The sequence below is a fragment of the Geotalea toluenoxydans JCM 15764 genome (assembly GCF_001311985.1).
Classification (GTDB): domain Bacteria; phylum Desulfobacterota; class Desulfuromonadia; order Geobacterales; family Geobacteraceae; genus Geotalea; species Geotalea toluenoxydans.
In genome coordinates this window covers 53,706-75,343 of the sequence record NZ_BBCJ01000021.1, presented here as the reverse complement: position 1 = coordinate 75,343, position 21,638 = coordinate 53,706, and the positions used below count along the sequence as shown (strand labels likewise).

Below are 21,638 nucleotides of genomic sequence, written 5' to 3'. Positions count from 1 at the left end.
GAAAAAGGTGCGTTCGTTTAATGAATTATCGGCTTTTGCTGCCAATTTTGTCAACGGGAAGTTGTCCCTGTTTTCGCTTGGATTCGTACGAAATTTTGAGAACTTGTGATGGATGTAACCTTCAGCAAGGTTTCTGCAGTACCTGTCTTTTTCTTTACCATTTGTTAAAATACTCTTAGTTGCCTGAGGGGGCACATGATCGTGATGGAGCCCAGTGAATTTCAGTTGCGCAAGTTCGTGGCGCCCGAGTTCATTTTCGGTATTGATGCCCGAAAACTGGCGGGCAGGTACGCCAGGAACTTCGGTGCGCGCAAGGTGCTGGTGGTGACTGATCCCGGCATCATCGCCGCCGGCTGGACCGAGGAAATCCTCGATACTCTCAGGTCTGTCGATCTGGACCATACCGTCTTTTCAGCGTTGACTTCCAATCCCAAAGCGGAAGAAGTCATGGCCGGAGCAGAGCTCTATCGGAGCGCCAACTGCAATGCCATTCTTGCCGTAGGGGGCGGCAGTCCCATTGATTGCGCCAAGGGGATCGGCATCGTCAGTTCCAACCGGCGCCACGTGCTGGAATTTGTCGGGGTCGACAAGGTGGATCTTCCCAGCCCTCCCCTCATCTGTGTCCCGACCACCTCCGGGTCTGGCGCCGATATTTCCCAGTTCGCCATCATCACTGACGTGGAGAAAAGGGTGAAGATCGCCATCATCAGCAAGATGCTCGTGCCGGATGTGGCTCTCATCGATCCTGTGGTTACCACGACCATGTCTCGGGAGCTCACCGCTGCGACCGCCCTTGACGCCCTGTGCCATTCCATAGAAGCATTTGTGTCAACGGCTCATTCACCCATTACCGATGTGCACGCGCTGCAGGCCATGCAGCTGGTTACGGCCAACCTGCTGCCGGCCCTGAAACAGCCTGACAGCCTGGTGCTGCGCGGCAGGATGATGCTGGCAAGCCTGCAGGCCGGATTGGCCTTTTCCAATGCGAGCCTGGGGGCCGTCCATGCCATGGCCCACAGCCTGGGAGGACTGCTCTCCTACCCCCATGGCGAATGCAATGCCCTATTGCTGCCCCACGTTGTCGACTTCAATTTCTCCAGTGCGATCCAGAGGTACCTGGAGGTGGCCAGGACCATCGGCCTCAACTATGACCCTTCCCTCCCTGATACCGGCCGAACGGCCCTCACATCATTTCTCCAGCACCTGATTCGGGAGGCCGGGCTTCCGAGCCGCCTGAGAGAGATGGGAATCACCCATGACCACCTTGCGGAGCTGGCAGAGAAGGCGATCAACGATCCGTGCATCTTTACCAATCCTCGCCAGATGACTCGGCACGACATCGAGGAGATCTATGACAAAGCCCTCTGATGGCGGGGAGGATTGGAGCGTCCAGCGGGAGAAGATCATTGGCCTGGGAGAGCGCTCCCTGCGCAAGACCTACTATCCCGAGCTGCAGCAGAAGCTTGATGAACTGGAACGATTTCGCTCCCTCGTCAATGAGAGCAATGACTGTATCTTCCTCTTTCAGTTACCCTCATTTACCTTTGTCGATGTCAACGAATCCGCCTGCCGTCAGCTGGATTGCCCCCGTGAAAAGATGCTTTCCATGACCTTCCACGATTTCGTGCCCGGGGAAGACCTGCAGCGGATCACGCACCTGGCCACCATCGGCGCCGGCGAGGGAAGAGACCGGGACACCATCATGACCCGGCTGTATCGGTGCTCAGGAGGCAACTTCCCTGCCGAGATCGCCATCAGGATCGTCAACCTGAACAGGAACTGTTACGGCGTAGCAGTGGCACGCGACATCACTGAACGGTTACGGGCGGAGAAGGTGATGCTGGAAAATTCCCGCATGCTGCGCGATATGGAGCTGGCCAGGCAGATTCAACTCTCCCTGCTCCCTGATGGCCCGCCGCAGGTTTCGGGGGTGCAGCTTGCGGGCTGCTGCGTACCGGCCACCCATGTTGGTGGCGATTATTACGATTACTATACCCGGGAGACGTGCACCGTTGACCTGGTTGTTGCCGATGTGTCAGGACACAGCATCGGCGCGGCCCTGATGACAGCAGAGGCCCGTTCAGTTCAACCTGGTCTCCGGCGCCGGTGAGCTCCTTGCCTATCTCAACGACGTCCTTTATGAGGATTTGAACCGCGCCGGTCTTTTCATCACCCTCTTCTATGTCAAGTACGAGCCGGTAACCCGCATGCTTTCCTATGCCAATGCCGGACATGTCTCGCCGCTGCTGCTGAGGTCAGGGGAGGCCTCCTGCCAGAAGCTGGATGCCGAAGGGCTCATCTTCGCGTCCGCAAGGAGGAAATCTATGAGGAAAAGGAGCTGCAGCTCCGGCAGGGGGACCTGCTGATCCTCTACACCGATGGCATTACCGAGGCCCAGAACAGCGCAGGCGAAATGTTCGGCTTCTGCAGGCTGTGCAGCACGGTTTCGGCCAGCCGTGAAAGGGCTCCCGAGGAGGTAATAGCAGCCATCCACGAGCAGCTGGCGGACTTTACCGGCATCACGGCACTGGAAGACGACGTGACCATGATCGTCATGAAGATCATTTAACAGCAGCCACAGGTACAGCAACGCTTCTGCCAATGCACAACTACCGGCTGCACGATGCACGTCTCCTGCTGATAACGTATCATCGCCGTGGAAAAGGGGGCATCATCGCAGACAAGCCGGTCGATGGCATCGAAATCGATGGCCTTTTCCGCTGAGGAGCAGATAAGGTCGATTTTTTCCTCATCCTCGCCGCTGATCTTTGATATGTGGCCGGTAATGGCGGAAAAGACGTCGGCCGTGGACTGGAAGATGCGGATGTAGGGGATGCCGCTGGCATCAAGGATCTTCTGGGTAACGCTCGAAACCGGCGCCTGTCCGGGGATGACCAGGCCGGCGATCTTGTCCCGGTAGGCGGGGATGTGGTAGAGGGACGAAAGGGTGACAATCAATTCGTCGCGGGAACTGGTGGTGATGAGCAGGGTCGATTGGGCCAGCAGGTCGATGACCTTCTGTGACGAAGCGGCCCCCAGCTGGACATGGTGGACGATGCGGCTGCGGGCCGTGGCGTCTCCGTTAAGGGGGTGATCCAGGAGCCGGGCAATGTGGTTGAGGGTGGGATTGGCCAGGATCGGCGAGTAGTCGAATCCACCATGACCGGCAGGGGCAGGGGGGCAAAAGCTTGGACAGGTAGCCAAGGGAGGTCTCTCTCTTGTTGGGCAGCAGCTTGTTGACCATGAGGAGGCGGACCGGTGTTCCCTCGCCCCGGTAGAGGGGAAGGTTGAGCAGGACGGAATCGATCACATTGCCGATACCGCCGCCGCTGACCATGACGACCGGGGCTCCGCAGAGGCTGGCCACCCGTCCGTTGCTCAGTCCCACCACCGACCCGACCCCCCCGTGTCCCGCCCCTTCGATAATGAGAAAATCGTATTTGCGTTCCATCTCTCCACAGGCGCGGATCAGCCTTTCTTCCAGCTCAGCCGTGGTCAGCTGTCCGTCAAGGAAGCGCTTGGTGGAGCCTCTGCCAAGGACAACCGGTGACATGAGGCGGATATCTTCCTCCATGCCGAACACCCGGGCCATCAGCGCCGCATCCTTGTCAACGATACAGCCGTTGAATTCCTGGCACTTGGGCCTATGGCCTTGATGAAGCCGACCCGCTTGTACCGCTGCCGTGCCAGGTGGACCAGCGAGAGGCTGATGGTGGTCTTACCGGTATTCTGGCCGGTTGCGGCAATAAAGATCTTTCTGCACATGGTTTCAGGGATCCTCCTCTGGCTAATAACCCTTGCCTGTAAAAACATACTGTTTCAGATAGCCGTCGATGGCTGCAGCTCCCCTTTTTCCATCTCCCATGGCCAGGATAACCGTTGCGCCGCCACGGACGATGTCACCCCCGGCATAGACACCGGTCAGGCTGGTGGCCCCCTCTCCGTCGCCGACGATGTTGCCCCACTTGTTCAGCTCCAGATCGGGTGCGGTGGCGGTAAGCAGCGGATTGGAGCGGGTGCCGATGGCATTGACCACCACGTCCACCTTCATGTGATACCGGGAGCCGGGGACGGGAACCGGCTTGCGCCGTCCCGACTCATCGGCTTGACCAAGTTCCATTTTTTCGCAAAGCAGTGCCGCAACCCAGCCATCGTCGCTGCCGATTATCTCCAGCGGTGCGGTCAGCATGACGAACTCCACCCCCTCCTCTTTGGCATGGCGGATTTCCTCGACCCGCGCAGGCATCTCCGCCTCGCTTCTGCGGTAGATGATCATCGCCCTTTCGGCGCGAGCTCCTGGCGGTGCGGACACAATCCATGGCGGTATTGCCGCCGCCAATCACTGCCACCGAGGCTCCCTTGATGATGGGGGTCGGGGCATCAGGGTTGCGACCAGCCTCCATGAGGTTGACCCGGGTCAGATATTCGTTGGCCGAGTAAACACCCTTGAGGTTTTCTCCCGGCAGGTTGAGCATCACCGGCAGCCCGGCGCCATTGGCGATGAAAACCGCATCGAACTGGCTGCGGAGCTGTTCAAGGGTAAGGGTCTTGCCGATGATGACGTTGCACTCGATGCGGACGCCCAGATCAAGGAGCCGCTCCACTTCCACGTCGATAATCTGCTTCGGAAGGCGAAACTCGGGTATGCCATAGCGCAGTACGCCACCGGTATCATGGAGTGCCTCGAAAATGGTCACCCCATGCCCCTGGCGGGCCAGTTCGCCTGCGGCAGTCAGGCCGGCAGGGCCGCAGCCGACGACGGCAACTGACTTGCCCGTGGAGGAAGGCGGTTTTACGGCAGTCAGCTGGTTGGTATTGGCCATGGCCCAGTCAGCGACGAATCGTTCCAGGTAGCCGATGGCCACTGCCTCACCCTTGACGCCGCGCACACATTTGGCTTCGCATTGGCTTTCCTGGGGGCAGACCCGTCCGCAGACCGCTGGCAGGGCATTGTCCACCTGGAGTATCCGGGCTGCTTCAGACAGTTCCTCCTTTGCCAGCGCATCTATGAACTCGGGGATCGAGACCCCCACAGGGCAACCGTCTACACAGGGGCGGGTTTTGCACCGGATGCAGCGCTTGGCCTCCCGCACCGCCTGGGCCAGGTTCAGCCCGCGATTCACTTCTTCAAAGTTGCTGCTGCGCGTCTGGGCATCCAGTTCGGGCATGTGGACCCTTTCCATGGCCATCCGGTCTTTCATGGTCAACGTATCAGGCATGGACCACCTCCCTGGTGAGTCTGCATTCATTGGCGGCATGGGTTTCATGGTCGCGATAGGTGGTAAGGCGGTCGCTCAGGCCGGCGAAATCGACCTTATGTCCGTCGAATTCGGGGCCGTCGACGCAGGCGAATCTGGATTCGCCGTCCACTACCACCCGGCATCCGCCGCACATGCCGGTGCCGTCGATCATGATCGGATTGAGCTGACGATGGTTTCGATGCCGTAGGGGCGGGTCAGTTCGGCGATGGCCCGCATCATGGGCACCGGGCCGATGGCAAAGACGGCGTCCGGTTTTTTGCCGGATCGGCGATCAGATCGGACAAAACCGCCGTGACGAATCCCTTGCGGCCGAGAGAGCCGTCCTCGGTGGTGATGAGGAGTTGCCCGGAAAGGGCTTTGAGCTCGTCGGCCAGGATCACATATTGGCTGGAGCGGCCGCCGATGATGGTGGTGATGTGGCTTTCCGTAGCCGCCAGGGCCTTGACCAGCGGAAAGAGAACGGCAGTGCCGACACCGCCGCCTATGCAGGCTACCCGCCGCCAGTTGCCCAGGTGGGTCGGTTTGCCCATGGGACCGGCCACATCCAGGATCGTGCCCCCTGCCGGGACGGAAACGATCCTGCGGGTGGAAGCGCCGATGGCCTGGATGAAGAGAGTGATCGTCCCGGCGGTCGGGTCGGCATCGCCGATAGTCAGGGGAATGCGCTCCTCCCCCCTGTCGAGGCGGATAATGACGAACTGTCCCGGCTTTCGCACCGGGGCTATACGCGGCGCCCGCACCACCAGCCGGTGGAGGTTGGGTGCAGGATGTCGTTGCTGAGTACTTCGTACATGTATGACCTTTCTTTGGTTTATATGCCTTTTTTCCAGCTTAATGCTGCGGCCCGGGACGCCAGATTTGAGATGATAGCAAGGCGGCGAGGAAGAGGCGACGGAAGCGTACTACCTGTACGCTGACGAGCCGATGACGATCCAACGCAGCTAGCGCTCAAATATGGCGTCCCTTCAATCTAAACATCTGAAGACCCCCGAACTCCACAGACAACTCCCGCACGGCTCGGTATTCACATAGCAATCCTGGGCAAAATCCTCCTTCTGCACCAGGTCGCAGGGGGAGCAGTTACAGCCGGCGCAGGATGGGTAGTTATGGCGAAGGACATTCTGCCTGAAGGTGCGGAATTCACAGCTGTTCCAGATTTCCAGGAGGCCCCGTTCCGCCACGTTGCCGAAAGCTCTCGGTTTCACCGGCTGCAGCCAGCCGTTGGCAAAGGACTGACAGCGGTGCCAGAGGTGATAGCAGGGATGCATCATGCCGTTCCAGGAGATAAAAGCGCCACCCTCTTGGATAAAGGCGCAACCCCTTTTTTCCCGCTTGACCACCTCAGGGAGCCTCAGGTCCATGCCGATTTTCCGCGCTACCCCGAATGCCTGATCGAAGATGGCCATGGTCTCTTCGACGTTGCCGAAATCCATGGCAAAGAGCCGTTTCAGGTCGAGGGTGATGCCGCGGTCCCGTGCGTCGGCCTTCATGGCTTCGACGAAATCAATGATCCGCATTTCCTCTGCTGTTTTGCGGTATTTCCAGAGCAGGTCGAAGTAACGCAGGATGTTGATGCCGATCACTTCTGCCTTGGACTTCCATGTCTGGAAGAGCTGGATTGCCTCGTCGGTACAGGTGTCATAGGCCCGCTGCTCCAGATGGGGTTCGTGGAACGGATGCAGGTGGGAAATAATGGCGAAACTTGCCCCCCGTGCGGCAGCCCATTCGAGAGCGGTTGGGAGTTCTCTGAGGTTGTTCCGCATGACCACGAACTCAACGCCGATCTCCAGGTCCGGTCGGCCGCACACCGCTTTGGCGGCAGCCAGGGCTTCGAAGGCCATCTGCAAGTCCAGCAACTGGCTGCCGGTGCGGATGCTGCCGAAGGTGGTACTGTCGACGCCGTCCATGGAGAGGCAGATCCGGTCCAGCCCCGCATCGAGCAGGGTCATGGCCCTCATGTTGGTAAGCAGAAGGCCGTTGCTCTGGAAACCGATCCAACTGTGTGCCGGCATCAACTTTTTCGCCCGGGTGATGAACTGTTCCAGGCGGGAGTTGAGCAGAGGCTCTCCCACGCCGTTCAGGATCAGGGCATACAGGTTCGACAGGGCGGGTTCGAGATGGGCGAAGGTCACAAGGTCAAGATCGCCGTCCCGGGCGTCACCGTCACTCTGTTTCATGCACATGACGCAGCTCAGGTTGCAGCGGCTGGTGGTCTCCACGAAGAGCTTGGATGGGTAGGGGAGCAGGGCGGAATCGACCGCCGGGTGATGTTGTTCGAGTGTCATGGCGGCAGTGCAGTTTTGCATGGTCATCCTTGTGTCGTTTCTGGCAACGGCATGCCTGGTAAAGCCTCCCTGATTGGCTTACGTGTGCAGCATCAGTTCTGCAAGGGCATGTGCGTGCTGTGGGACAACTCCCACTGCTGCCGCAACAGGTTGAAAGCGTCACGCATGAGGTCCGCTGCAGACAGATTGGTCTTTTCCATGATCTGGCGGAACTTGTCCATCTTTTCGTCAGTGACGCGCATGGAAACAATGTAGGGCTTTCTCGGGTTGTTGTACTTTCTTGCCATCTTTCTTTCTCCTTCTCGGATACCGGCAACCTTGGAATTGAAGATCGCAGCTGGAAATGGGCAGAGGCAATTTCGGTACCAAGCTCTCAATACACAGGTAGACCGGGTGGCTGTGGATAGGGACGAATCCGTTGAATACAGGGGAATTGGGCCCTTTTACTGTGAGTGGTGAAAAGGGGATCAGGGAACTTTTTACCGCCGGTAAGGATGAAAGGGAGCGTTCCAGACTATGACATGTGCTCCATTTTGGAACAGCCATAGTGTGCCGTTTCAGAACAAGGTTCACTGTGCAAGGATTGTCAGGGGGACGGCTGTTGAGGTCCAACTGTCGGTTTTTACAGCTGGTTGCCCCAGGTGTTTCCAGAAATATGGCGGCTGGTAAAATTGTTGGTATAGGGTTTGCGGTATTGTAAAAAAACGTTTTAGAAAATCGTATGCAGGAGATGGTTCAAGGCAGAAAAAAACCAATGTGGTTGATTCCACATAAATACAAGGAGGAGCAACAATGGCATTAGCAGAACAAACGTACGGGTTCTTCATTCCAACAGTTTCCTTGATGGGGGTAGGTTGCTCCAAGGAAACGGGTGCCCAGGCCAAGGCACTGGGTGCCACCAACCTGCTGATCGTTACCGACGCCGGTCTTTCCAAAATGGGCGTGGCGGATCAGATCAAGGCCCAGCTGGTGGAAGCAGGGCTGAAGGCGGTTATCTTCGACGGCGCCGAGCCCAATCCCACGGACAAGAACGTCCATGAGGGCGTGAAGGTCTACCAGGACAACAAGTGCGACGGCATCGTTTCCCTCGGCGGCGGCAGCTCCCACGACTGCGGCAAGGGGATCGGCCTGGTCATCGGCAACGGCGGCAACATCCGCGATTTCGAAGGGGTCAACAAGTCCACCAAGGCCATGCCTCCCTTCCTGGCCATCAACACCACCGCCGGCACCGCTTCCGAGATGACCCGCTTCTGCATCATCACCAACACCGATACCCATGTAAAGATGGCCATCGTCGACTGGCGCTGCACTCCCAACATTGCCATCAACGACCCGGTCCTCATGGTCGGCAAGCCTCCCGCACTCACCGCTGCCACCGGTATGGATGCCCTGACCCATGCGGTCGAGGCCTACGTCTCCACCATCGCCACCCCCATCACCGATGCCTGCGCCATCAAGGCAATCGAACTGGTCGCCGCCAATCTGAGCGTTGCCGTAGCCAACGGCGACAACCTTGAGGCGCGCGACGCCATGGCCTATGCCGAGTACCTTGCCGGCATGGCCTTCAACAACGCCAGCCTCGGCTATGTCCATTCCATGGCCCACCAGCTGGGTGGTTTCTACAATCTCCCCCACGGCGTCTGCAATGCCATCCTGCTGCCGGCCGTCAGCCAGTTCAACCTGATTGCCTGCCCGAAACGGTTTGCCGACATCGCCGTTGCCTGGGTGAGAACATCGCCGGCCTTTCGGTGACCGAGGCTGCAGAAAAAGCCATCGCCGCCATCCGCAAGCTCTCCGCCTCCATCGGCATTCCTGCCGGACTGAAAGAGCTGAACGTGAAGGAAGCTGACCTGAAGATCATGCCGAGAATGCCAAGAAAGACGCCTGTCAGCTGACCAATCCGCGGAAAGCGACGTTGGAGCAGGTGATCGAGATTTATAAGGCAGCGATGTAAACGGAAGCACAGAGGCAACAAAACTCAATCCACCACTAAGACACGAAGGACACGAAGAAAGGCAAATTCTCACTAATCACTAAGGCACTAAGGACACTAAGTTAAGCGCAAACATCTATAAGCAGTGTTCAATAAGCAGAAAATTCGTCTTTGATTTTCTTAGTGATCTTAGTGTCTTAGTGGTGAAAAAGGTCAAAAGGTCTTTTACGGAAAAAAAGATTCCGGATTTAAAGCTTAAAGCTTCCTTCGTGCTCTTCGTGGCTTCGTGGTAAGAGCTCTAAAAGCAGCAATATCTCCGAGCCATGCAGCCTAACGGGATCGACCGACACGAAGAAAGGCAAATTCTCACTAACCACTAAGGCACTAAGGACACTAAGTTAAGCGCAAACATCTATAAGCAGTGATCAATAAACAGATAATTCGTCTTTGATTTTCATAGTGGTCTTAGTGTCTTAGTGGTGAAAAGGTCAAAAGGTCTTTTACGGAAAAAAAGATTCTGGATTTTAAGCTTAGAGCTTCCTTCGTGCTCTTCGTGGCTTCGTGGTAAGAGCTCTAAAAGCAGCAATATCTCCGAGCCATGCTACCTAACGGGATCGACCGACACGAAGGACACGAAGAAAGGCAAATTCTCACTAACCACTAAGGCACTAAGGACACTAAGTTAAGAGCAAACATCTATAAGCAGTGTTCAATAAGCAGATAATTCGTTTTTGATTTTCATAGTGGTCTCAGTGTCTTAGTGGTGAAAAAGGTCAAAAGGTCTTTTACGGAAAAAAGATTCTGGATTTTAAGCTTAGAGCTTCCTTCGTGTTCTTCGTGGCTTCGTGGTAAGAGCTCTAAAAGCAGCAATATCTCCGAGCCATGCTACCTAACGGGATCGACCCCATGGTGCCCGGCCTGCGGGTTTCGCTGGAAACGGCGGAGCCTCCCTTTCGGAAAGGAGTAAGCAAGCCCTTGCGGGTAAACACTATGATCGGGAGAAGATAAAGAATATGGACAAGATTTTACGCGTCAACATGACCGAGCTCAGCACCAAGACCGAGTCGGTACCGACTGCCTGGGCCGGTTTGGGGGGTCGCGGCCTCACCTCCACCATCGTTGCAGCTGAAGTGCCTGCACCTGCCATGCCCTGGGCGAGAACAACAAGCTGGTCTTTGCCCCCGGCCTTCTCACCGGTACCCCCGCTGCCAACTCCGGCCGCCTCTCGGCCGGTGCCAAGAGCCCCCTTACCAGCACCATCAAGGAGAGCAACGCCGGCGGCACTGCGGCCCAGATGCTGGCCCGTCTGGGGGTCAAGGCCCTGATCATCGAGGGGCTGCCCAAAGCGGACAAGTGTACAGCCTCCATGTCTCAAAGGAGGGGGTTACTGTTCAGGAGGAGAGCGAACTGGTCGGCAAGGGTAACTTCGCCGTCATCGAGGCCCTGGAAGCACGCCTGGGCAAGAAGACCGGCATCCTCACCATCGGCCCGGCCGGTGAACTGAAGATGACCGCCGCCAACATCTCGGTCAAGGACCCGGACAGCAAGATCCGCAGCCATGGCCGCGGCGGTCTGGGGGCCGTCATGGGCTCCAAGAAGATCAAGTTCATCACCATCAATGACGAAGGGGCTCCCGGGGTCAAGATTGCCGAACCGGAGAAATTCAAGACAGCGGCCCGCACCTTTGCCAAGGCGCTCCTGGACCACCCGGTCAGCGGCGAGGGCCTCCCCACTTACGGCACCAACGTTCTCGTCAACATCCTCAACGAGGCCGGCGGACTGCCGACGAAAAACTTCACCATCGGCCAGTTCGATGGGCATGATAAGATCTCCGGCGAGACCCTGCACGACACCATCGTTGCCCGTGGCGGTAAGCCGAAGCACGGCTGCCATGCCGGCTGCATCATCCAGTGCTCCCAGGTCTACCACGACAAGGACGGCAAGTATCTTACCTCCGGCTTCGAATACGAGACCATCTGGGGGCTCGGCGCCGACTGCTGCATCGACAATCTGGATGATATCGCCCTGGCCGACAATATCATGGATGATATCGGCATCGACTCCATCGAGACGGCGGTCATGTTTGGCGTGGCCATGGAGGCGGGCATCCTCCCCTTCGGAGACAGCAAAGAGATGCTGCGCCTGCTCACCGACGAGATCGGCAAAGGGACCCCCCTCGGACGCATCCTGGGCGGCGGCGCCGGCAGCGTCGGCAGGGCCTACGGCGTTACCCGCGTACCGGTGGTGAAGAACCAGGCGATTCCCGCCTATGACCCCCGCTCGGTCAAGGGGATCGGCATCACCTACGCCACTTCCACCATGGGAGCGGACCACACCTCCGGTTACACCATCGCCACCAATATCCTTAATGTGGGGGGCTTCGTCGACCCGTTGAAGAAGGACGGCCAGGTGGAGCTTTCCCGCAACCTGCAGATTGCCACTGCTGCCGTCGATTCCACCGGCATGTGCATTTTCGTTGCCTTCCCGGCCCTGGATATTCCCGAGTGCCTCCCCGCCCTGATCGACATGATCAATGCCCGCTTCGGCATCTCGCTCACCGGCGACGACGTCACCAATCTGGGAAAACAGGTGCTGAAGACCGAGCGCAAGTTCAACATCGAGGCGGGCTTCACCAAGGAGCACGACCGTCTGCCCGAGTTCTTCAAATCCGAGCCGGTGGCACCCCACAATGCGGTCTGGGACTTCAGCGATGAGGAAATCGACGAGTTCTGGAACTTTTAAACGGCTGTAAACCTCGATCCCCCGGCATCACGCCGGGGGATTCAGGCATGTGAGGCTTTCGTGAATATAACGGTTAAATTGTTTGCCACCTTCAGAAACGGCAGATTCAAGATTGAGCAGCAGGAGTGGCCGGAAGGGACCGATTGCCGCCGCATCGCGGCGGGCCTGGGACTGACTGAGGAGGAGATCGGCATTGTTCTGATCAATGGTCGCCATGTTCTCCTGGGGCAGCTGCTTGCGCAGGGTGACACCCTGTCCCTTTTCCCTCTGGTCGGAGGAGGTTGATATGGATGAGGTAGTGGACTTTCTATGGGAACGAGCGGCGGGGGATCTGCTCCCCTGGGCTGCCCAGCTGGAGGCGGCCGGGCAGTTCGGCCTGAGCCTGGCGGCGGTTGAGAAGCGGATATTGGAGCAGGGCTTGCTACCGGCCCGCTACCAGCGGAATCGAAGTACTGTTTCCACGGAAGAGCAGCTGCAGCTCTTCAACAGCCGGGTGGCTGTCATCGGCTGCGGCGGGCTGGGGGGGTATATTATCGAGGAACTGGCCAGGCTGGGTGTTGGTCATATTGTGGCCATCGATCCGGACATCTTCGAGGAACACAACTTGAACCGCCAGCTGCTGTCGACTCCGGCTTCCCTCGGGAAAGCCAAGGTCGATGCTGCAGCGGCCCGCATCAAGGAAATAAATCCGGCGGTAACGCTGGAAGCGGTCCAGAAGGCATTCACCAAGGAAAATGGATACCAGCTCCTGCAGGGGGTGACGGTGGCGGTCGATGCCCTGGACAGCATCTCCTTTCGCCTTGAACTGGCTGAAACCTGCACGGAGATGGACATTCCCATGGTCTACGGGGCAATCGGGGCTGGTACGGTCACGTTGCCACCCAGCTACCGGGGGACACCACCATCCAGCGCACCTATCGCAATTGGGTGGAAGGGAAGGGGATCGAAAAGCAGCTGGGGAATCCTTCCTTCACTCCGGCTGTGGTGGCTAGCCTGCAGGTGGCGGAGGTCTGCAAGATCCTCCTTGGCAAAGGGGAGCTCCTGCGTCATCGGAAGTTAAGCATCGACCTCCTGGAGATGGAGATCTTCGATGTCTCGTACGCGGCGCCGGCGGAGCTGGTGCGAGCGGCGTAATTACTCTCCTGTTGACATCAAGGCATACGGGGACATACTCAAAGGAGAAAATGCCAACTTTGAGGAGGATGTCACCATGAACATCAGTGCGAGAAATCTCCTGGCGGGCAAGGTTACAACGGTCAGAAAAGGGGCGATCAATGCGAGGTGGATCTCTCCCTCGACAGCGGGGAAACGATTGCAGCGGTCATTACCAATGCCAGCCTGGAGGAGATGGGTATCAAGGAAGGCATGGAGACGTTCGCCCTCGTCAAAGCCCCGCTGGTTATTATCACCAAGGGAAACACCGGGCTCAAATTCAGCGCCCGTAACGTCCTGCTGGGCACGGTCAAGAAAATCGAGCAGGGCAGTGTCAATGCAGAGATCTCCATACAACTGCAGGGGAGTGGTATCATCACCTCCATCATCACCAAAGGGAGCGTCGCTGCCATGGCATTGCAGGAAGGGGATCAGGTCAGCGCCATCTTCAAGGCTCCAGTGTCATCCTTGCCGTAAAGGCATAGGGCCGCTTTTTCCTGCTTGACAGATTAATGACATAATGGTACTAATTTACCACAATTGAATGCTCGAACTTTCTCCGAGCCTGTCCGCCTACCGGGAATATTCCCCATGGCGTCAGGCCTGTGGGCTCTGCTGGAAACGGCAGGACCTTCCTTTGAAAAGGAGAACCTCTCGCCACGCCATGATTGCGTTCAAGGGGCTCCTTTATCCAAAGGAGCCCTTTTTGTTTATGGCTGATCACGTGCGTACACGTGACTTCAAAACCAATAGATAAGTTTCAACTCTCCGAGCCGCACCGCCTTAAAGGGATCCCCCATGGCGGCCGGCTAACGGGTGCCGCTGGAAACGGCTGCGCCTCCCTTTTGGAAAGGAGAGCCTCAGGGTACCGGACCTGTTCCTGTATTCAAGGGCCTCTTCCCATCTGCGGAGAGACTCTTTGATGCATTTGGGGGAGACCTTTTCCCCTGTTATCACAGAACAGGAGGGTACAATGAAGAAACGCAGCTTCGCAGCAACAGTGGTGGCAATGGGCTTGGTGCTCATCCCGGGAGTCCATGCCAAGACGCTTGAGGATGTGCTCAAGGAGAAGGGAGTCATCACCGAAGAAGATTACAAGGAAGTAACCAGGAGCAAGCCGCTGAATTACAAGCCGGGCAAGGGTTTCACCCTGACCTCTGCCGATGAAAAGTTTCAGCTTTCTTTGGGAGGAAGGCTCCAGACCCGTTACACTTTCACGGATGCCGACGACAACGGTACCAGCAGGGACTCCAACAAGATTGAGGTCAAGCGCATGAAGTTTTGGCTGAACGGCTATGCCTACACCAAGGACCTCACTTACCTGCTCCAGGTGGATTTTGTTCAGGGTGGTTCATCGAAGCTCCTGGAACATGCCTACCTGAATTACCGGTTTGTCGACGAAGCCCAGGTTCTGGCCGGGCAGACCAAGGTGCCGTTCGGCCGGCAATGGCTGAATTCCTCCGGTTCCCAGCAGTTCGTCGACCGCTCCACCGCTTCGGACATGTTCCGCCCCGGTTATGAGGCTGGAGTCAAGGTTCACGGAGCTGTGGCCGGCGGCATCGCCACCTATGAGCTGGGTTATTATGGCGGCGCCGGCCAGAGTACCTTCCGTACCTCCAACGACAATGCCTATGCCGCCAGGATAACGGCAAACCCATTCGGCAAGATGGCCTATGCGAGGGGGACCTGGATCAGAGCGAAAAACCCCTCCTCTCGGTGGGAGCCAACTATTATCGCAATACCTTGCAGAAAAGCACAGCTACCGCCTTCGAAACCAACAATGTTACGTTAGCCGGTTCAACCGGCTGGCTCGGCAAAGGAATTGGTACCTTCACCACCGGCGAGAAGATCGACATCAACGGCTACGGCGTCGATGCCGCATTCAAATGGCTTGGCGCCTCCGCCCAAGCCGAGTACCTGTTGGGACAGGCTGACGGCCACACCAGCGACAAGACCCTCCGCGCCCACGGCTTCTATGCCCAGGCCGGTTACTGCATCATTCCGAAGAAGCTGGAGCTGGCCTTCCGCTACTCCTTTGTCGATCCCAACCGGGACAAGGCAAACGACCAACAGGTCGATACCCAGGGGGCGGTTTCCTATTATTTCAACAAGCACAACCTGAAGCTTCAGGGGGATATCACCAACAGCCACGATCAAAGCAAAGGGAGAACGGACGATATGATCTATCGCCTACAGGCACAGGTGATCTTTTAACAGGTTAAAAAGACAGGGGGCTTGCCCCCTGTTTCCAGGAAAACCTCACCCCTCCACTCCAGAACAAATACCGGCAGATTTGGATAAAATGTAAGTATCTTGTGGGAAAAAGGAGAAAAACAATGAAACAGTGGCGCATCCTTTTATTAACATTAACCTCCCTTGCTCTCTTCTGCGCTTCGGCCGGTGCCGAAGAGCGCCTGAAGATGTCCACCACCACTTCGACCCAGGATTCGGGACTGCTTAAAGTCCTGCTTCCCCCTTCGAGAAGAAAAACAACTGCCAGGTTGACGTGATTGCCGTCGGCACCGGCCAGTCGCTCAAGCTGGGTGAAGCCGGCGACGTGGATGTGGTATTCGTCCATGCCAGGAAGCTGGAAGACAAATTCGTCGCCGACGGCTTTGGAGTCAACCGCCGCGACGTCATGTACAACGATTTCGTCATCATCGGGCCGAAGGATGATCCGGCCGGAATAGCCAGGGCCAAAACCGCTGCCGAGGCGCTGCAGATGATTGCCGCCAAAGGGGCCACCTTTATTTCCCGGGGGGATAAATCGGGAACCCATATCAAGGAAAAAGAGCTCTGGAAATCTGCCGGAGTGGAGCCGAAGGGGGGCTGGTATGTGGAGGCTGGCCAAGGGATGGGACCGGTCGTCACCATGGCTACCGAGCGCCGAGGCTACACCCTGACTGATCGCGGGACCTACAACGCTTTTAAGGGAAAGAAGACCGATCTGACCGTCCTCTTCCAGGGGGAGAAGGGGCTTTTCAATCCCTATGGGGTCATCGCCGTCAATCCCAAGAAACATCCCCATGTGAAGTACGACCTGGCCATGAAGTTTATCGAGTATGTGACCGGACCGGAGGGACAGAAGATAATTGCCGGTTACAAGGCATACGGGGAGCCGGTGTTTTTCATCTACGGCAAGAAGTAGCAGGCCTATGCAGAACATCATCGAACTGCAAAACGTAGCAAAGAGTTATGGCAACACCATTGCCTTGCAGCTGAACCGGCTGGCCATAGGGGAGGGTGAGTTGTATCTTCTTGCCGGGCCGAACGGTTCCGGCAAGAGCACCCTTCTCAACATACTGGGTTTTCTGACTCGCCCCGATCGTGGGGACCTGCTTTTCTCCGGCGAGCGGGTCGATTGGAAAAGGGGAACAATGACCCGTTTGCGCCGGCAAGTCACCCTTCTCCACCAGTCCCCTTACCTTTTTCGCGGCAACGTCTACGATAATGTCGCCTATGGCCTTTCCCTGCGAGGTATGGGAGGTGTCAAGGCACGGGAAGTTGTGTCTGAAGCCCTGGCTACTGTCGGGCTTGATGGTTTCCAACTGCGCAAGCACACGGAACTGTCGGGGGGCGAAGCCCAGCGGGTGGCCATGGCCAGGGCGCTGGCACTGAGGCCGAAGCTGCTGCTCCTGGATGAGCCACTGGCCAACGTGGACCAGAAGAGCGCCCGCGTCCTTGAAGAAGTCATAGCCGCCCTCCCTTCCATGGGGACCACGGTGGTCATGTCTTCACATGATCCCGACCAGCAGCAGCGGCTTCCCTGCAAACCCATACGGCTGCAGGGGGGGCGTCTGGCTGCACCGGCCATGGAAGAAGAAAGGACTTTTCTTCGTCATTTGCTGCCGCTGCCTGCCCTGCAGGTTTGACGAAAGGAGGCGGGCAGCAGATTAAATCTGCTGCCCGCCTCCTTTTTAGCCGGAACTGCAGTGCAGGAGCTGCACAGTGTCAGACACGCGCCGGTCTTGGATCTGACGTTTAACGACCCCGTTCCCCATCCATCCGGTGTTGCTGAAAGCAATGTTCTCCAGATACAACACCTTTTCCTTGAAGAGTGTTCCGGTTACCGCCCCATGAAGCAAAGCGGACAGGGTGCGCCGGGCGACCCTTTCCTCTCCCCCAGGTACAGCATGGATGCAGAGCCGAAACTGGTCCCGTCCCCCCTGTGAGTCGACCTGTGCAATGAAGTCGAGAACACCGGGAATCGGGAAGAGGGCCTCGTCAAGGTCAGACATCCTGAGACGCTGGCAATCTTTCAGATGTACCTCGGTTTCAATCCTTCCCTGAACCCGTCCCAGACGCTTCAAAACAGTGCCGCAGGAACAGGGCGTCGTGATCAGGCGCGCCCGGTCTCCCGTCCGGTAACGGACCAGCGGCATCCCCTTGCGGCTGAGGGTGGTGAAAACCACCTCCCCTTCTTCCCCGTCCGGTAGCAGCAGGCCACTGACCGGATCGATAATCTCGGTATAAAGATCGGTCTCTCGCAGGTGATATCCCTCGCCGGCTGCGCATTCGACCCCTCCTCCCAGACCGGTCTCCGTCATCCCGTAGTGGGTAAGGACGCGGCAGCCCCAGCATCGCTCCAGCTCCCGCTCGATGGCTGCCGGCACATAGTCGGTGGAAAGCAGCACGCTCTTTACCCAGCCATGGGGAATAATTCTCCCATAATCCCCCCGTGCCAGGTCAGGATTTGGGTGGGAATCCCGACGAGGCAGGAATTGGGATGCTGCATGATCTCAGCACGTGCTGCCGCCGCATCCCGTATCGGTCCCCATACCACCGGTTTCACCTTTGTCCGGACCAGTGCCCGGGCCAGGAGATCCCCGACACTATCCTGCAGAGTGCCCGGCAGAAAAATGATAACCGTATCTTTGGGTTCAACCAGGGTGGCCATGCCGTGGGCAAAGAAATCGATGGTCGCCTCCAGGTCCTCAGCCGTGAAGAAAAGCCGCTTCGGCGGCCCGGTCGTGCCGGAACTCTGCAGTGTTACCACCCGTTCGATCTCGTCCTGGGAGGTGCAGAGCATCTTCATCCCCTCCCGTCGCAGATGGCCGGCAGTGGTGAAGGGGAGCCGGGAAAACGCAGCGAAATCCCGGGCCGGATCATCCACCACACCATCATAGAGGCCGCGGTAGAAGCTGCTCCTTTCCCGTACGTAGGCCACCGTCTCCCGCAGCTTCTGCAGCTGATAGCGGTCGATCCGCTCAGACAGGCTCCCGTGAGTATCGGGTAGCTTCCCGCCAATCCATTTTTCCAGCGGTGTTTTCTTCATGGCGCATCCTCCCATCGCGGACGGTACAGGCTCCTGCCGTCCCTGCCAGTCAGGTTGTAGGCGCAAAAGGGGACCAGATTCCCTTCTGCTGATATCACCGAGATACAGCAGCCCCGCAGACGTTCCAGGTCCAGGTTCTCACCATCCTGGAAAGCCATGGCCGAAATGGTGAAGGTCCCGCTTCTGACGGCATCGAGGAATGCATCCAGGTCCAGCGGTCCTTCGGCCCTGGCAGGCTCTGGACTGTTGCCGCTGCAGCAGCATTCTGCCGTCTTTGAGGAGGACCGCCAGCGGCGGGAGACGGTGTCCACGGTCTTGCGGATGCCGCCGCTGCCGCAATCAGGGGTACAGCAGCTGTCTCCGTCACTTGCACCCAGCGGGCGCAGGGAGCCGTCGCCGGCATAGAGGTAGGTGCCGTGAAAGGAACAGTGGGCGTGCTCGCCGCCAGGAGGAGAAAAATCGGCTACTCTGAGCAGCCCCGCCGTCTGCTCCTCAAGGGACCGCATCAGCTCCGGCAGGGTAAAACGTTCAGTGTCGGCGTTCTGCCCAGGAAAACGACCAAAATAGCTGACCGGCTGAAAATGGATCCCCCGCACCGTGGGGGCCATCTGCAAGGCCTGCCGCACAATCGCCCCGACGGCATCGGTGTTTACTCCTTTGACCAGGGTCGGCACCAGTACGACACCGAGCCCTGCCGCCCCGGCATTCCTGATCGCCCGGAGTTTCCGCTCCAGCAGCGCTTCTCCCCGCAGTGCGATAAATGACATCGTCGACCCCGTCGAACTGGAGAAACACCGAGGCAAGGCCGGCATCGGCAAGGCGCCTGACATAGGCCGGCTCCACGGCCAGACGGATGCCGTTGGTGTTGAGCTGGATGAAGGAATAGCCCACTCGGCGCGCCAGCTCGATGATCTCGGGAAGGTCGTCCCGCAGTTGGCTCTCCCCCCGATAGCTGCAAGTTGCATGGGCCTGCTGCAACCATTGACCGCTGCAGTAGCCAGGAGATACGCTCCAATGAAAGATCCGCTGTTTCTCCGGGTCCGGCATCGGCGAAACAGACGGCGCACTGGAGATTGCAACGCTGGGTCACCTCAAGGAGAACGGAGCAGGGCATCTGCCGATGATCGGCGCAGAGGCCGCAGTCTAAGGGACATCCCTTATCTACGGCGCCATAGCAGACTTCCGGATGGACAGGCTCCTTCGGCCGCCGCCACTCGGCCATGGATGGCTCGCCGCGCCAAATGACAGTTCTGAAGGGACCGTGCTCCGGGCATTCCTTGGTCAGGAACACTTCATTACCCTCTGTCAGACGCGTTGCCGTTACCCTCTGCAAACAGACCGGGCAGACGCTTTCAGTTTTCATGGGTTCCGTTATTTCCACGCTGCTCACCCGTTCCTGCCGACGGCAGGGTCTAGCCCGTTTCGCTGGAGGATTTCATGGCATTTCCCATAGGTGTCGACCACGATCCGGCCGCACATGCTATGGTCAGGGAATTTATCCAGGATATCGCTGCAGCGCCTGCCGCCGCATGCCTCGTCGGTAAACACCCCGAACCAATCCACCAGTTCTGCCGTCATACGCTGATAATCCGGGTCGGGTGTCTCGTCGTCCGTCCCCTTTCCCCCGTAAAGGCAAGGAGGGATACTCCCCCCAACAGCGCCGCAGACCTCGCCGCTCCAGTTGATGCCGAAGCAGAGCCCCCCCGCCGACCGGACCAGATCGGGATTATTCTTCCCCTGGGCCTCCAGAGCCAGGATGATGATGATCTGGGCGCAACAGTATCCTTTGCTCTTCAGTCTCAACAGATCCAGAAATATCTCGTTCATGCCATACCATCCATTTCGTTGCCCTTGCGGGCGATCAGGAGAAAATAGCTGTCGGGTGAGTCCTTGCCTCCCCGTGCCGCCTGGTTCTGTCGGCACCGCCACGGGTGGCCGGCAAAGATCATGCGGACCACGAACTCCTTGAGGAGCTGTTTGTGTTCCTCCCACAGGAGCGGCGTGAACCCGCGGGCTGTGAGGAGTCCCATGAGCGTCTCACGGGAAAGGAGCCCGGCCATGCCGCCGCCATGTTTGTTAAAGAGGTCGCTTATTACCAGAAATCCCCCTGCCTTCACCACCCGTGCGAACTCATCCAGCGCCGTCTCTTGGTCCTGGAGAACGGAGAGGACGCACTCGCACAAGAGGAGATCGACACTTCGGCTGCTGCACGGGATTTTTTCTGCGCTTCCCCGGAGAAGGCGGGCCGTGGCAAGGCGGGTGGCAGCTTCAGCAAGGAGGGTCTCTGAGAGGTCAATGCCCACCAGATTAAAATACCCGCTTTCTTCCAGATACTGCAGGGTGCCCCCGGCGCCGCACCCCACATCGGCGACCAGCGCCGGCGGGGAGGGAGCAGACTTGCAGCGCTCGCTCGGTAAGCATCGTCCCTCCCGGCCTGATGCACGGACCCAGGGTGTCATGAAACTGCGACCATTCGCACCTGTCGACGTTCACGATTCCGCCTCCTACTTGTCTTCCAGCGCCTGTTCCGCCTCGGCCACCTTGCCGGTGGCCAGTTCCTCGTCGATAAGGATGAAGCCGCACCCGGAACAGGCAGGCAGCTTGATGGGAAAAATCGACTGCATGTACTGCAGCCTTACCGTCTGCTCCTCAATGGGAATCCCGCATTGGTTGCAGGTCCAGTCGCCGGCGGCTTTGCCGGTTTTCTCCCATTCGGCGGTGGTGCCGCTGGACTTCATGACCATGCGGTGGGAATAGGCGGTATGCACCCGATACTCTTCCCCCTCCCGGCTGTATTCCACCCAAAAGGTGACCGCTTTCGGCCGGAGACTCGCCAGGAACCTGCCGGTAGCCTGATTGATCAGCTTCCTGCCGGTGCCCTCCGCCTGGAGGATGACCCTCTCCACGTCGTCCAAGAGGATCATCCGCTCCTGCAAAAGCTGCCGGACCTCATCGGTCATCTGTACCTGCAGCTGTCCATCGTCGCTCAT

At 58.1% G+C, this 21,638-nt stretch carries 24 protein-coding genes, 5 pseudogenes and 3 riboswitches; of the genes and pseudogenes, 14 read left to right on the top strand and 15 right to left on the bottom strand.

The features are described from left to right. Positions 1–195: 195 nt before the first annotated feature. The 3 genes and pseudogenes from ercA to JCM15764_RS23930 all read left to right on the top strand — a co-directional run bounded on the left by ercA (position 196) and on the right by JCM15764_RS23930 (position 2,569). Positions 196–1,368, top strand: coding sequence for an alcohol dehydrogenase-like regulatory protein ErcA (gene ercA / locus JCM15764_RS14200; RefSeq protein WP_243689038.1), 1,173 nt, complete (start codon positions 196–198; stop codon positions 1,366–1,368). Then, positions 1,352–2,110, top strand: coding sequence for a PAS domain S-box protein (locus tag JCM15764_RS14195; protein ID WP_054696833.1), 759 nt, complete (start codon positions 1,352–1,354; stop codon positions 2,108–2,110). Before ercA ends, JCM15764_RS14195 begins: the two co-directional genes overlap by 17 nt. A 37-nt stretch (positions 2,111–2,147) precedes the next feature. Beyond that, a pseudogene (locus JCM15764_RS23930) lies at positions 2,148–2,569 on the top strand (PP2C family protein-serine/threonine phosphatase). On the opposite strand, the gene JCM15764_RS28570 reads toward JCM15764_RS23930, so the two are convergent. The 9 genes and pseudogenes from JCM15764_RS28570 to JCM15764_RS14165 form a co-directional block, all read right to left on the bottom strand. Continuing rightward, positions 2,566–3,039, bottom strand: a complete 474-nt coding sequence (locus JCM15764_RS28570; protein ID WP_369412339.1) for a hypothetical protein — start codon at positions 3,037–3,039, stop codon at positions 2,566–2,568. The pseudogene JCM15764_RS23930 and the gene JCM15764_RS28570 overlap by 4 nt on opposite strands. A gap of 43 nt (positions 3,040–3,082) precedes the next feature. Then, complete coding sequence (locus JCM15764_RS28565) at positions 3,083–3,592, bottom strand: AAA family ATPase (RefSeq protein WP_369412338.1); 510 nt, start codon at positions 3,590–3,592, stop codon at positions 3,083–3,085. Then, the gene (locus JCM15764_RS28560; RefSeq protein ID WP_369412337.1) at positions 3,592–3,765 is read right to left on the bottom strand and encodes an AAA family ATPase; all 174 of its coding nucleotides are present in this window, start codon (positions 3,763–3,765) and stop codon (positions 3,592–3,594) included. Before JCM15764_RS28560 ends, JCM15764_RS28565 begins: the two co-directional genes overlap by 1 nt. 22 nt (positions 3,766–3,787) lie before the next feature. Continuing rightward, positions 3,788–4,246 carry an FAD-dependent oxidoreductase gene (locus JCM15764_RS29985; RefSeq protein WP_279384466.1) on the bottom strand — a complete coding sequence of 153 codons (459 nt, stop codon included), beginning with the start codon at positions 4,244–4,246 and terminating at the stop codon, positions 3,788–3,790. 106 nt (positions 4,247–4,352) lie between these two features. Next, positions 4,353–5,168, bottom strand: a pseudogene (locus tag JCM15764_RS29980) (FAD-dependent oxidoreductase); the annotation flags it as partial. A gap of 43 nt (positions 5,169–5,211) precedes the next feature. Continuing rightward, positions 5,212–5,412: an iron-sulfur cluster-binding protein gene (locus JCM15764_RS29975; RefSeq protein WP_279384465.1), complete on the bottom strand. Its 201-nt coding sequence runs from the start codon at positions 5,410–5,412 to the stop codon at positions 5,212–5,214. Positions 5,413–5,476: 64 nt separating this feature from the next. Further along, positions 5,477–6,001 (bottom strand): hypothetical protein, encoded by a 525-nt coding sequence (locus tag JCM15764_RS29970; RefSeq protein ID WP_279384464.1) that lies wholly within the window; start codon positions 5,999–6,001, stop codon positions 5,477–5,479. A 225-nt stretch (positions 6,002–6,226) separates the two neighbouring features. Continuing rightward, entirely contained in the window at positions 6,227–7,567 is a 1,341-nt protein-coding gene (locus JCM15764_RS14170; protein WP_054696829.1) for a radical SAM/SPASM family putative metalloenzyme maturase, read from the bottom strand. A gap of 71 nt (positions 7,568–7,638) precedes the next feature. After that, positions 7,639–7,833, bottom strand: a complete 195-nt coding sequence (locus JCM15764_RS14165; protein WP_054696826.1) for a hypothetical protein — start codon at positions 7,831–7,833, stop codon at positions 7,639–7,641. Between the two features lie 505 nt (positions 7,834–8,338). Between JCM15764_RS14165 and JCM15764_RS14160 the strand changes: the two genes are divergently transcribed. The 11 genes and pseudogenes from JCM15764_RS14160 (at position 8,339) to JCM15764_RS14125 (ending at position 17,245) form a co-directional block, all read left to right on the top strand. After that, positions 8,339–9,298 (top strand): iron-containing alcohol dehydrogenase, encoded by a 960-nt coding sequence (locus JCM15764_RS14160; protein ID WP_279384463.1) that lies wholly within the window; start codon positions 8,339–8,341, stop codon positions 9,296–9,298. Next, on the top strand, positions 9,295–9,441 hold the full coding sequence (locus tag JCM15764_RS29965; RefSeq protein ID WP_279384462.1) for a hypothetical protein: 147 nt from the start codon (positions 9,295–9,297) through the stop codon (positions 9,439–9,441). The genes JCM15764_RS14160 and JCM15764_RS29965 overlap by 4 nt, the downstream gene beginning before the upstream one ends. 899 nt (positions 9,442–10,340) lie before the next feature. Beyond that, positions 10,341–10,458, top strand: a riboswitch (molybdenum cofactor riboswitch). A gap of 34 nt (positions 10,459–10,492) precedes the next feature. After that, positions 10,493–12,221, top strand: a pseudogene (locus JCM15764_RS14155) (aldehyde ferredoxin oxidoreductase family protein). 60 nt (positions 12,222–12,281) lie between these two features. Further along, on the top strand, positions 12,282–12,506 hold the full coding sequence (locus JCM15764_RS14150; protein WP_054696822.1) for a MoaD/ThiS family protein: 225 nt from the start codon (positions 12,282–12,284) through the stop codon (positions 12,504–12,506). Position 12,507: 1 nt separating this feature from the next. Further along, positions 12,508–13,355: pseudogene (locus JCM15764_RS14145) on the top strand (HesA/MoeB/ThiF family protein). A gap of 147 nt (positions 13,356–13,502) precedes the next feature. Continuing rightward, a complete protein-coding gene (locus JCM15764_RS14140) occupies positions 13,503–13,850 on the top strand; it encodes a TOBE domain-containing protein (RefSeq protein WP_243689037.1) in 348 nt (115 codons plus the stop codon). Between the two features lie 68 nt (positions 13,851–13,918). Next, positions 13,919–14,037, top strand: a riboswitch (molybdenum cofactor riboswitch). A 90-nt stretch (positions 14,038–14,127) separates the two neighbouring features. Further along, a riboswitch (molybdenum cofactor riboswitch) is annotated at positions 14,128–14,245 on the top strand. 101 nt (positions 14,246–14,346) lie between these two features. Next, entirely contained in the window at positions 14,347–15,165 is an 819-nt protein-coding gene (locus JCM15764_RS26920) for a porin (protein WP_279384460.1), read from the top strand. After that, a complete protein-coding gene (locus tag JCM15764_RS26915; protein WP_279384459.1) occupies positions 15,117–15,587 on the top strand; it encodes a porin in 471 nt (156 codons plus the stop codon). The genes JCM15764_RS26920 and JCM15764_RS26915 overlap by 49 nt, the downstream gene beginning before the upstream one ends. A gap of 122 nt (positions 15,588–15,709) precedes the next feature. Beyond that, the gene (locus tag JCM15764_RS29960; protein ID WP_279384458.1) at positions 15,710–15,883 is read left to right on the top strand and encodes a hypothetical protein; all 174 of its coding nucleotides are present in this window, start codon (positions 15,710–15,712) and stop codon (positions 15,881–15,883) included. Beyond that, positions 15,880–16,521 carry an ABC transporter substrate-binding protein gene (locus tag JCM15764_RS14130; RefSeq protein WP_279384457.1) on the top strand — a complete coding sequence of 214 codons (642 nt, stop codon included), beginning with the start codon at positions 15,880–15,882 and terminating at the stop codon, positions 16,519–16,521. Before JCM15764_RS29960 ends, JCM15764_RS14130 begins: the two co-directional genes overlap by 4 nt. Before the next feature lie 7 nt (positions 16,522–16,528). Then, a complete protein-coding gene (locus JCM15764_RS14125; protein WP_054696819.1) occupies positions 16,529–17,245 on the top strand; it encodes an ATP-binding cassette domain-containing protein in 717 nt (238 codons plus the stop codon). Positions 17,246–17,290: 45 nt separating this feature from the next. Here the strand turns inward: JCM15764_RS14125 and JCM15764_RS23925 are convergent, their stop codons facing one another. From JCM15764_RS23925 to JCM15764_RS14100, 6 genes and pseudogenes are all read right to left on the bottom strand, one after another. Next, entirely contained in the window at positions 17,291–18,007 is a 717-nt protein-coding gene (locus JCM15764_RS23925) for a phenylacetate--CoA ligase family protein (RefSeq protein WP_243689036.1), read from the bottom strand. A 5-nt stretch (positions 18,008–18,012) separates the two neighbouring features. Next, positions 18,013–18,648 carry a phenylacetate--CoA ligase family protein gene (locus JCM15764_RS23920; protein ID WP_243689035.1) on the bottom strand — a complete coding sequence of 212 codons (636 nt, stop codon included), beginning with the start codon at positions 18,646–18,648 and terminating at the stop codon, positions 18,013–18,015. Then, a pseudogene (trsS, locus tag JCM15764_RS14115) lies at positions 18,645–20,011 on the bottom strand (radical SAM (seleno)protein TrsS). Before trsS ends, JCM15764_RS23920 begins: the two are co-directional and overlap by 4 nt. Before the next feature lie 23 nt (positions 20,012–20,034). After that, a complete protein-coding gene (locus JCM15764_RS14110) occupies positions 20,035–20,475 on the bottom strand; it encodes a DVU_1555 family C-GCAxxG-C-C protein (protein WP_054696816.1) in 441 nt (146 codons plus the stop codon). After that, a complete protein-coding gene (gene trsM, locus JCM15764_RS14105) occupies positions 20,472–21,107 on the bottom strand; it encodes a DVU_1556 family methyltransferase (RefSeq protein WP_243689033.1) in 636 nt (211 codons plus the stop codon). Before trsM ends, JCM15764_RS14110 begins: the two co-directional genes overlap by 4 nt. 45 nt (positions 21,108–21,152) lie before the next feature. After that, entirely contained in the window at positions 21,153–21,638 is a 486-nt protein-coding gene (locus JCM15764_RS14100; RefSeq protein WP_054696813.1) for a DVU_1557 family redox protein, read from the bottom strand.

Excerpts from the sequence above, each read along its gene's own strand:
- ercA (WP_243689038.1), top strand. The coding sequence starts at position 196 with ATGATCGTGATGGAGCCCAGTGAATTTCAGTTGCGCAAGTTCGTGGCG.
- JCM15764_RS14195 (WP_054696833.1), top strand. The coding sequence starts at position 1,352 with ATGACAAAGCCCTCTGATGGCGGGGAGGATTGGAGCGTCCAGCGGGAG.
- JCM15764_RS28565 (WP_369412338.1), bottom strand. The coding sequence starts at position 3,592 with ATGGCCCGGGTGTTCGGCATGGAGGAAGATATCCGCCTCATGTCACCG.
- JCM15764_RS28560 (WP_369412337.1), bottom strand. The coding sequence starts at position 3,765 with ATGTGCAGAAAGATCTTTATTGCCGCAACCGGCCAGAATACCGGTAAG.
- JCM15764_RS29985 (WP_279384466.1), bottom strand. The coding sequence starts at position 4,246 with ATGCCTGCGCGGGTCGAGGAAATCCGCCATGCCAAAGAGGAGGGGGTG.
- JCM15764_RS29975 (WP_279384465.1), bottom strand. The coding sequence starts at position 5,412 with ATGATCGACGGCACCGGCATGTGCGGCGGATGCCGGGTGGTAGTGGAC.
- JCM15764_RS14170 (WP_054696829.1), bottom strand. The coding sequence starts at position 7,567 with ATGCAAAACTGCACTGCCGCCATGACACTCGAACAACATCACCCGGCG.
- JCM15764_RS14165 (WP_054696826.1), bottom strand. The coding sequence starts at position 7,833 with ATGGCAAGAAAGTACAACAACCCGAGAAAGCCCTACATTGTTTCCATG.
- JCM15764_RS14160 (WP_279384463.1), top strand. The coding sequence starts at position 8,339 with ATGGCATTAGCAGAACAAACGTACGGGTTCTTCATTCCAACAGTTTCC.
- JCM15764_RS26920 (WP_279384460.1), top strand. The coding sequence starts at position 14,347 with ATGAAGAAACGCAGCTTCGCAGCAACAGTGGTGGCAATGGGCTTGGTG.
- JCM15764_RS29960 (WP_279384458.1), top strand. The coding sequence starts at position 15,710 with ATGAAACAGTGGCGCATCCTTTTATTAACATTAACCTCCCTTGCTCTC.
- JCM15764_RS14125 (WP_054696819.1), top strand. The coding sequence starts at position 16,529 with ATGCAGAACATCATCGAACTGCAAAACGTAGCAAAGAGTTATGGCAAC.
- JCM15764_RS23920 (WP_243689035.1), bottom strand. The coding sequence starts at position 18,648 with ATGAAGAAAACACCGCTGGAAAAATGGATTGGCGGGAAGCTACCCGAT.
- JCM15764_RS14110 (WP_054696816.1), bottom strand. The coding sequence starts at position 20,475 with ATGAACGAGATATTTCTGGATCTGTTGAGACTGAAGAGCAAAGGATAC.
- trsM (WP_243689033.1), bottom strand. The coding sequence starts at position 21,107 with ATGACACCCTGGGTCCGTGCATCAGGCCGGGAGGGACGATGCTTACCG.
- JCM15764_RS14100 (WP_054696813.1), bottom strand. The coding sequence starts at position 21,638 with ATGAGCGACGATGGACAGCTGCAGGTACAGATGACCGATGAGGTCCGG.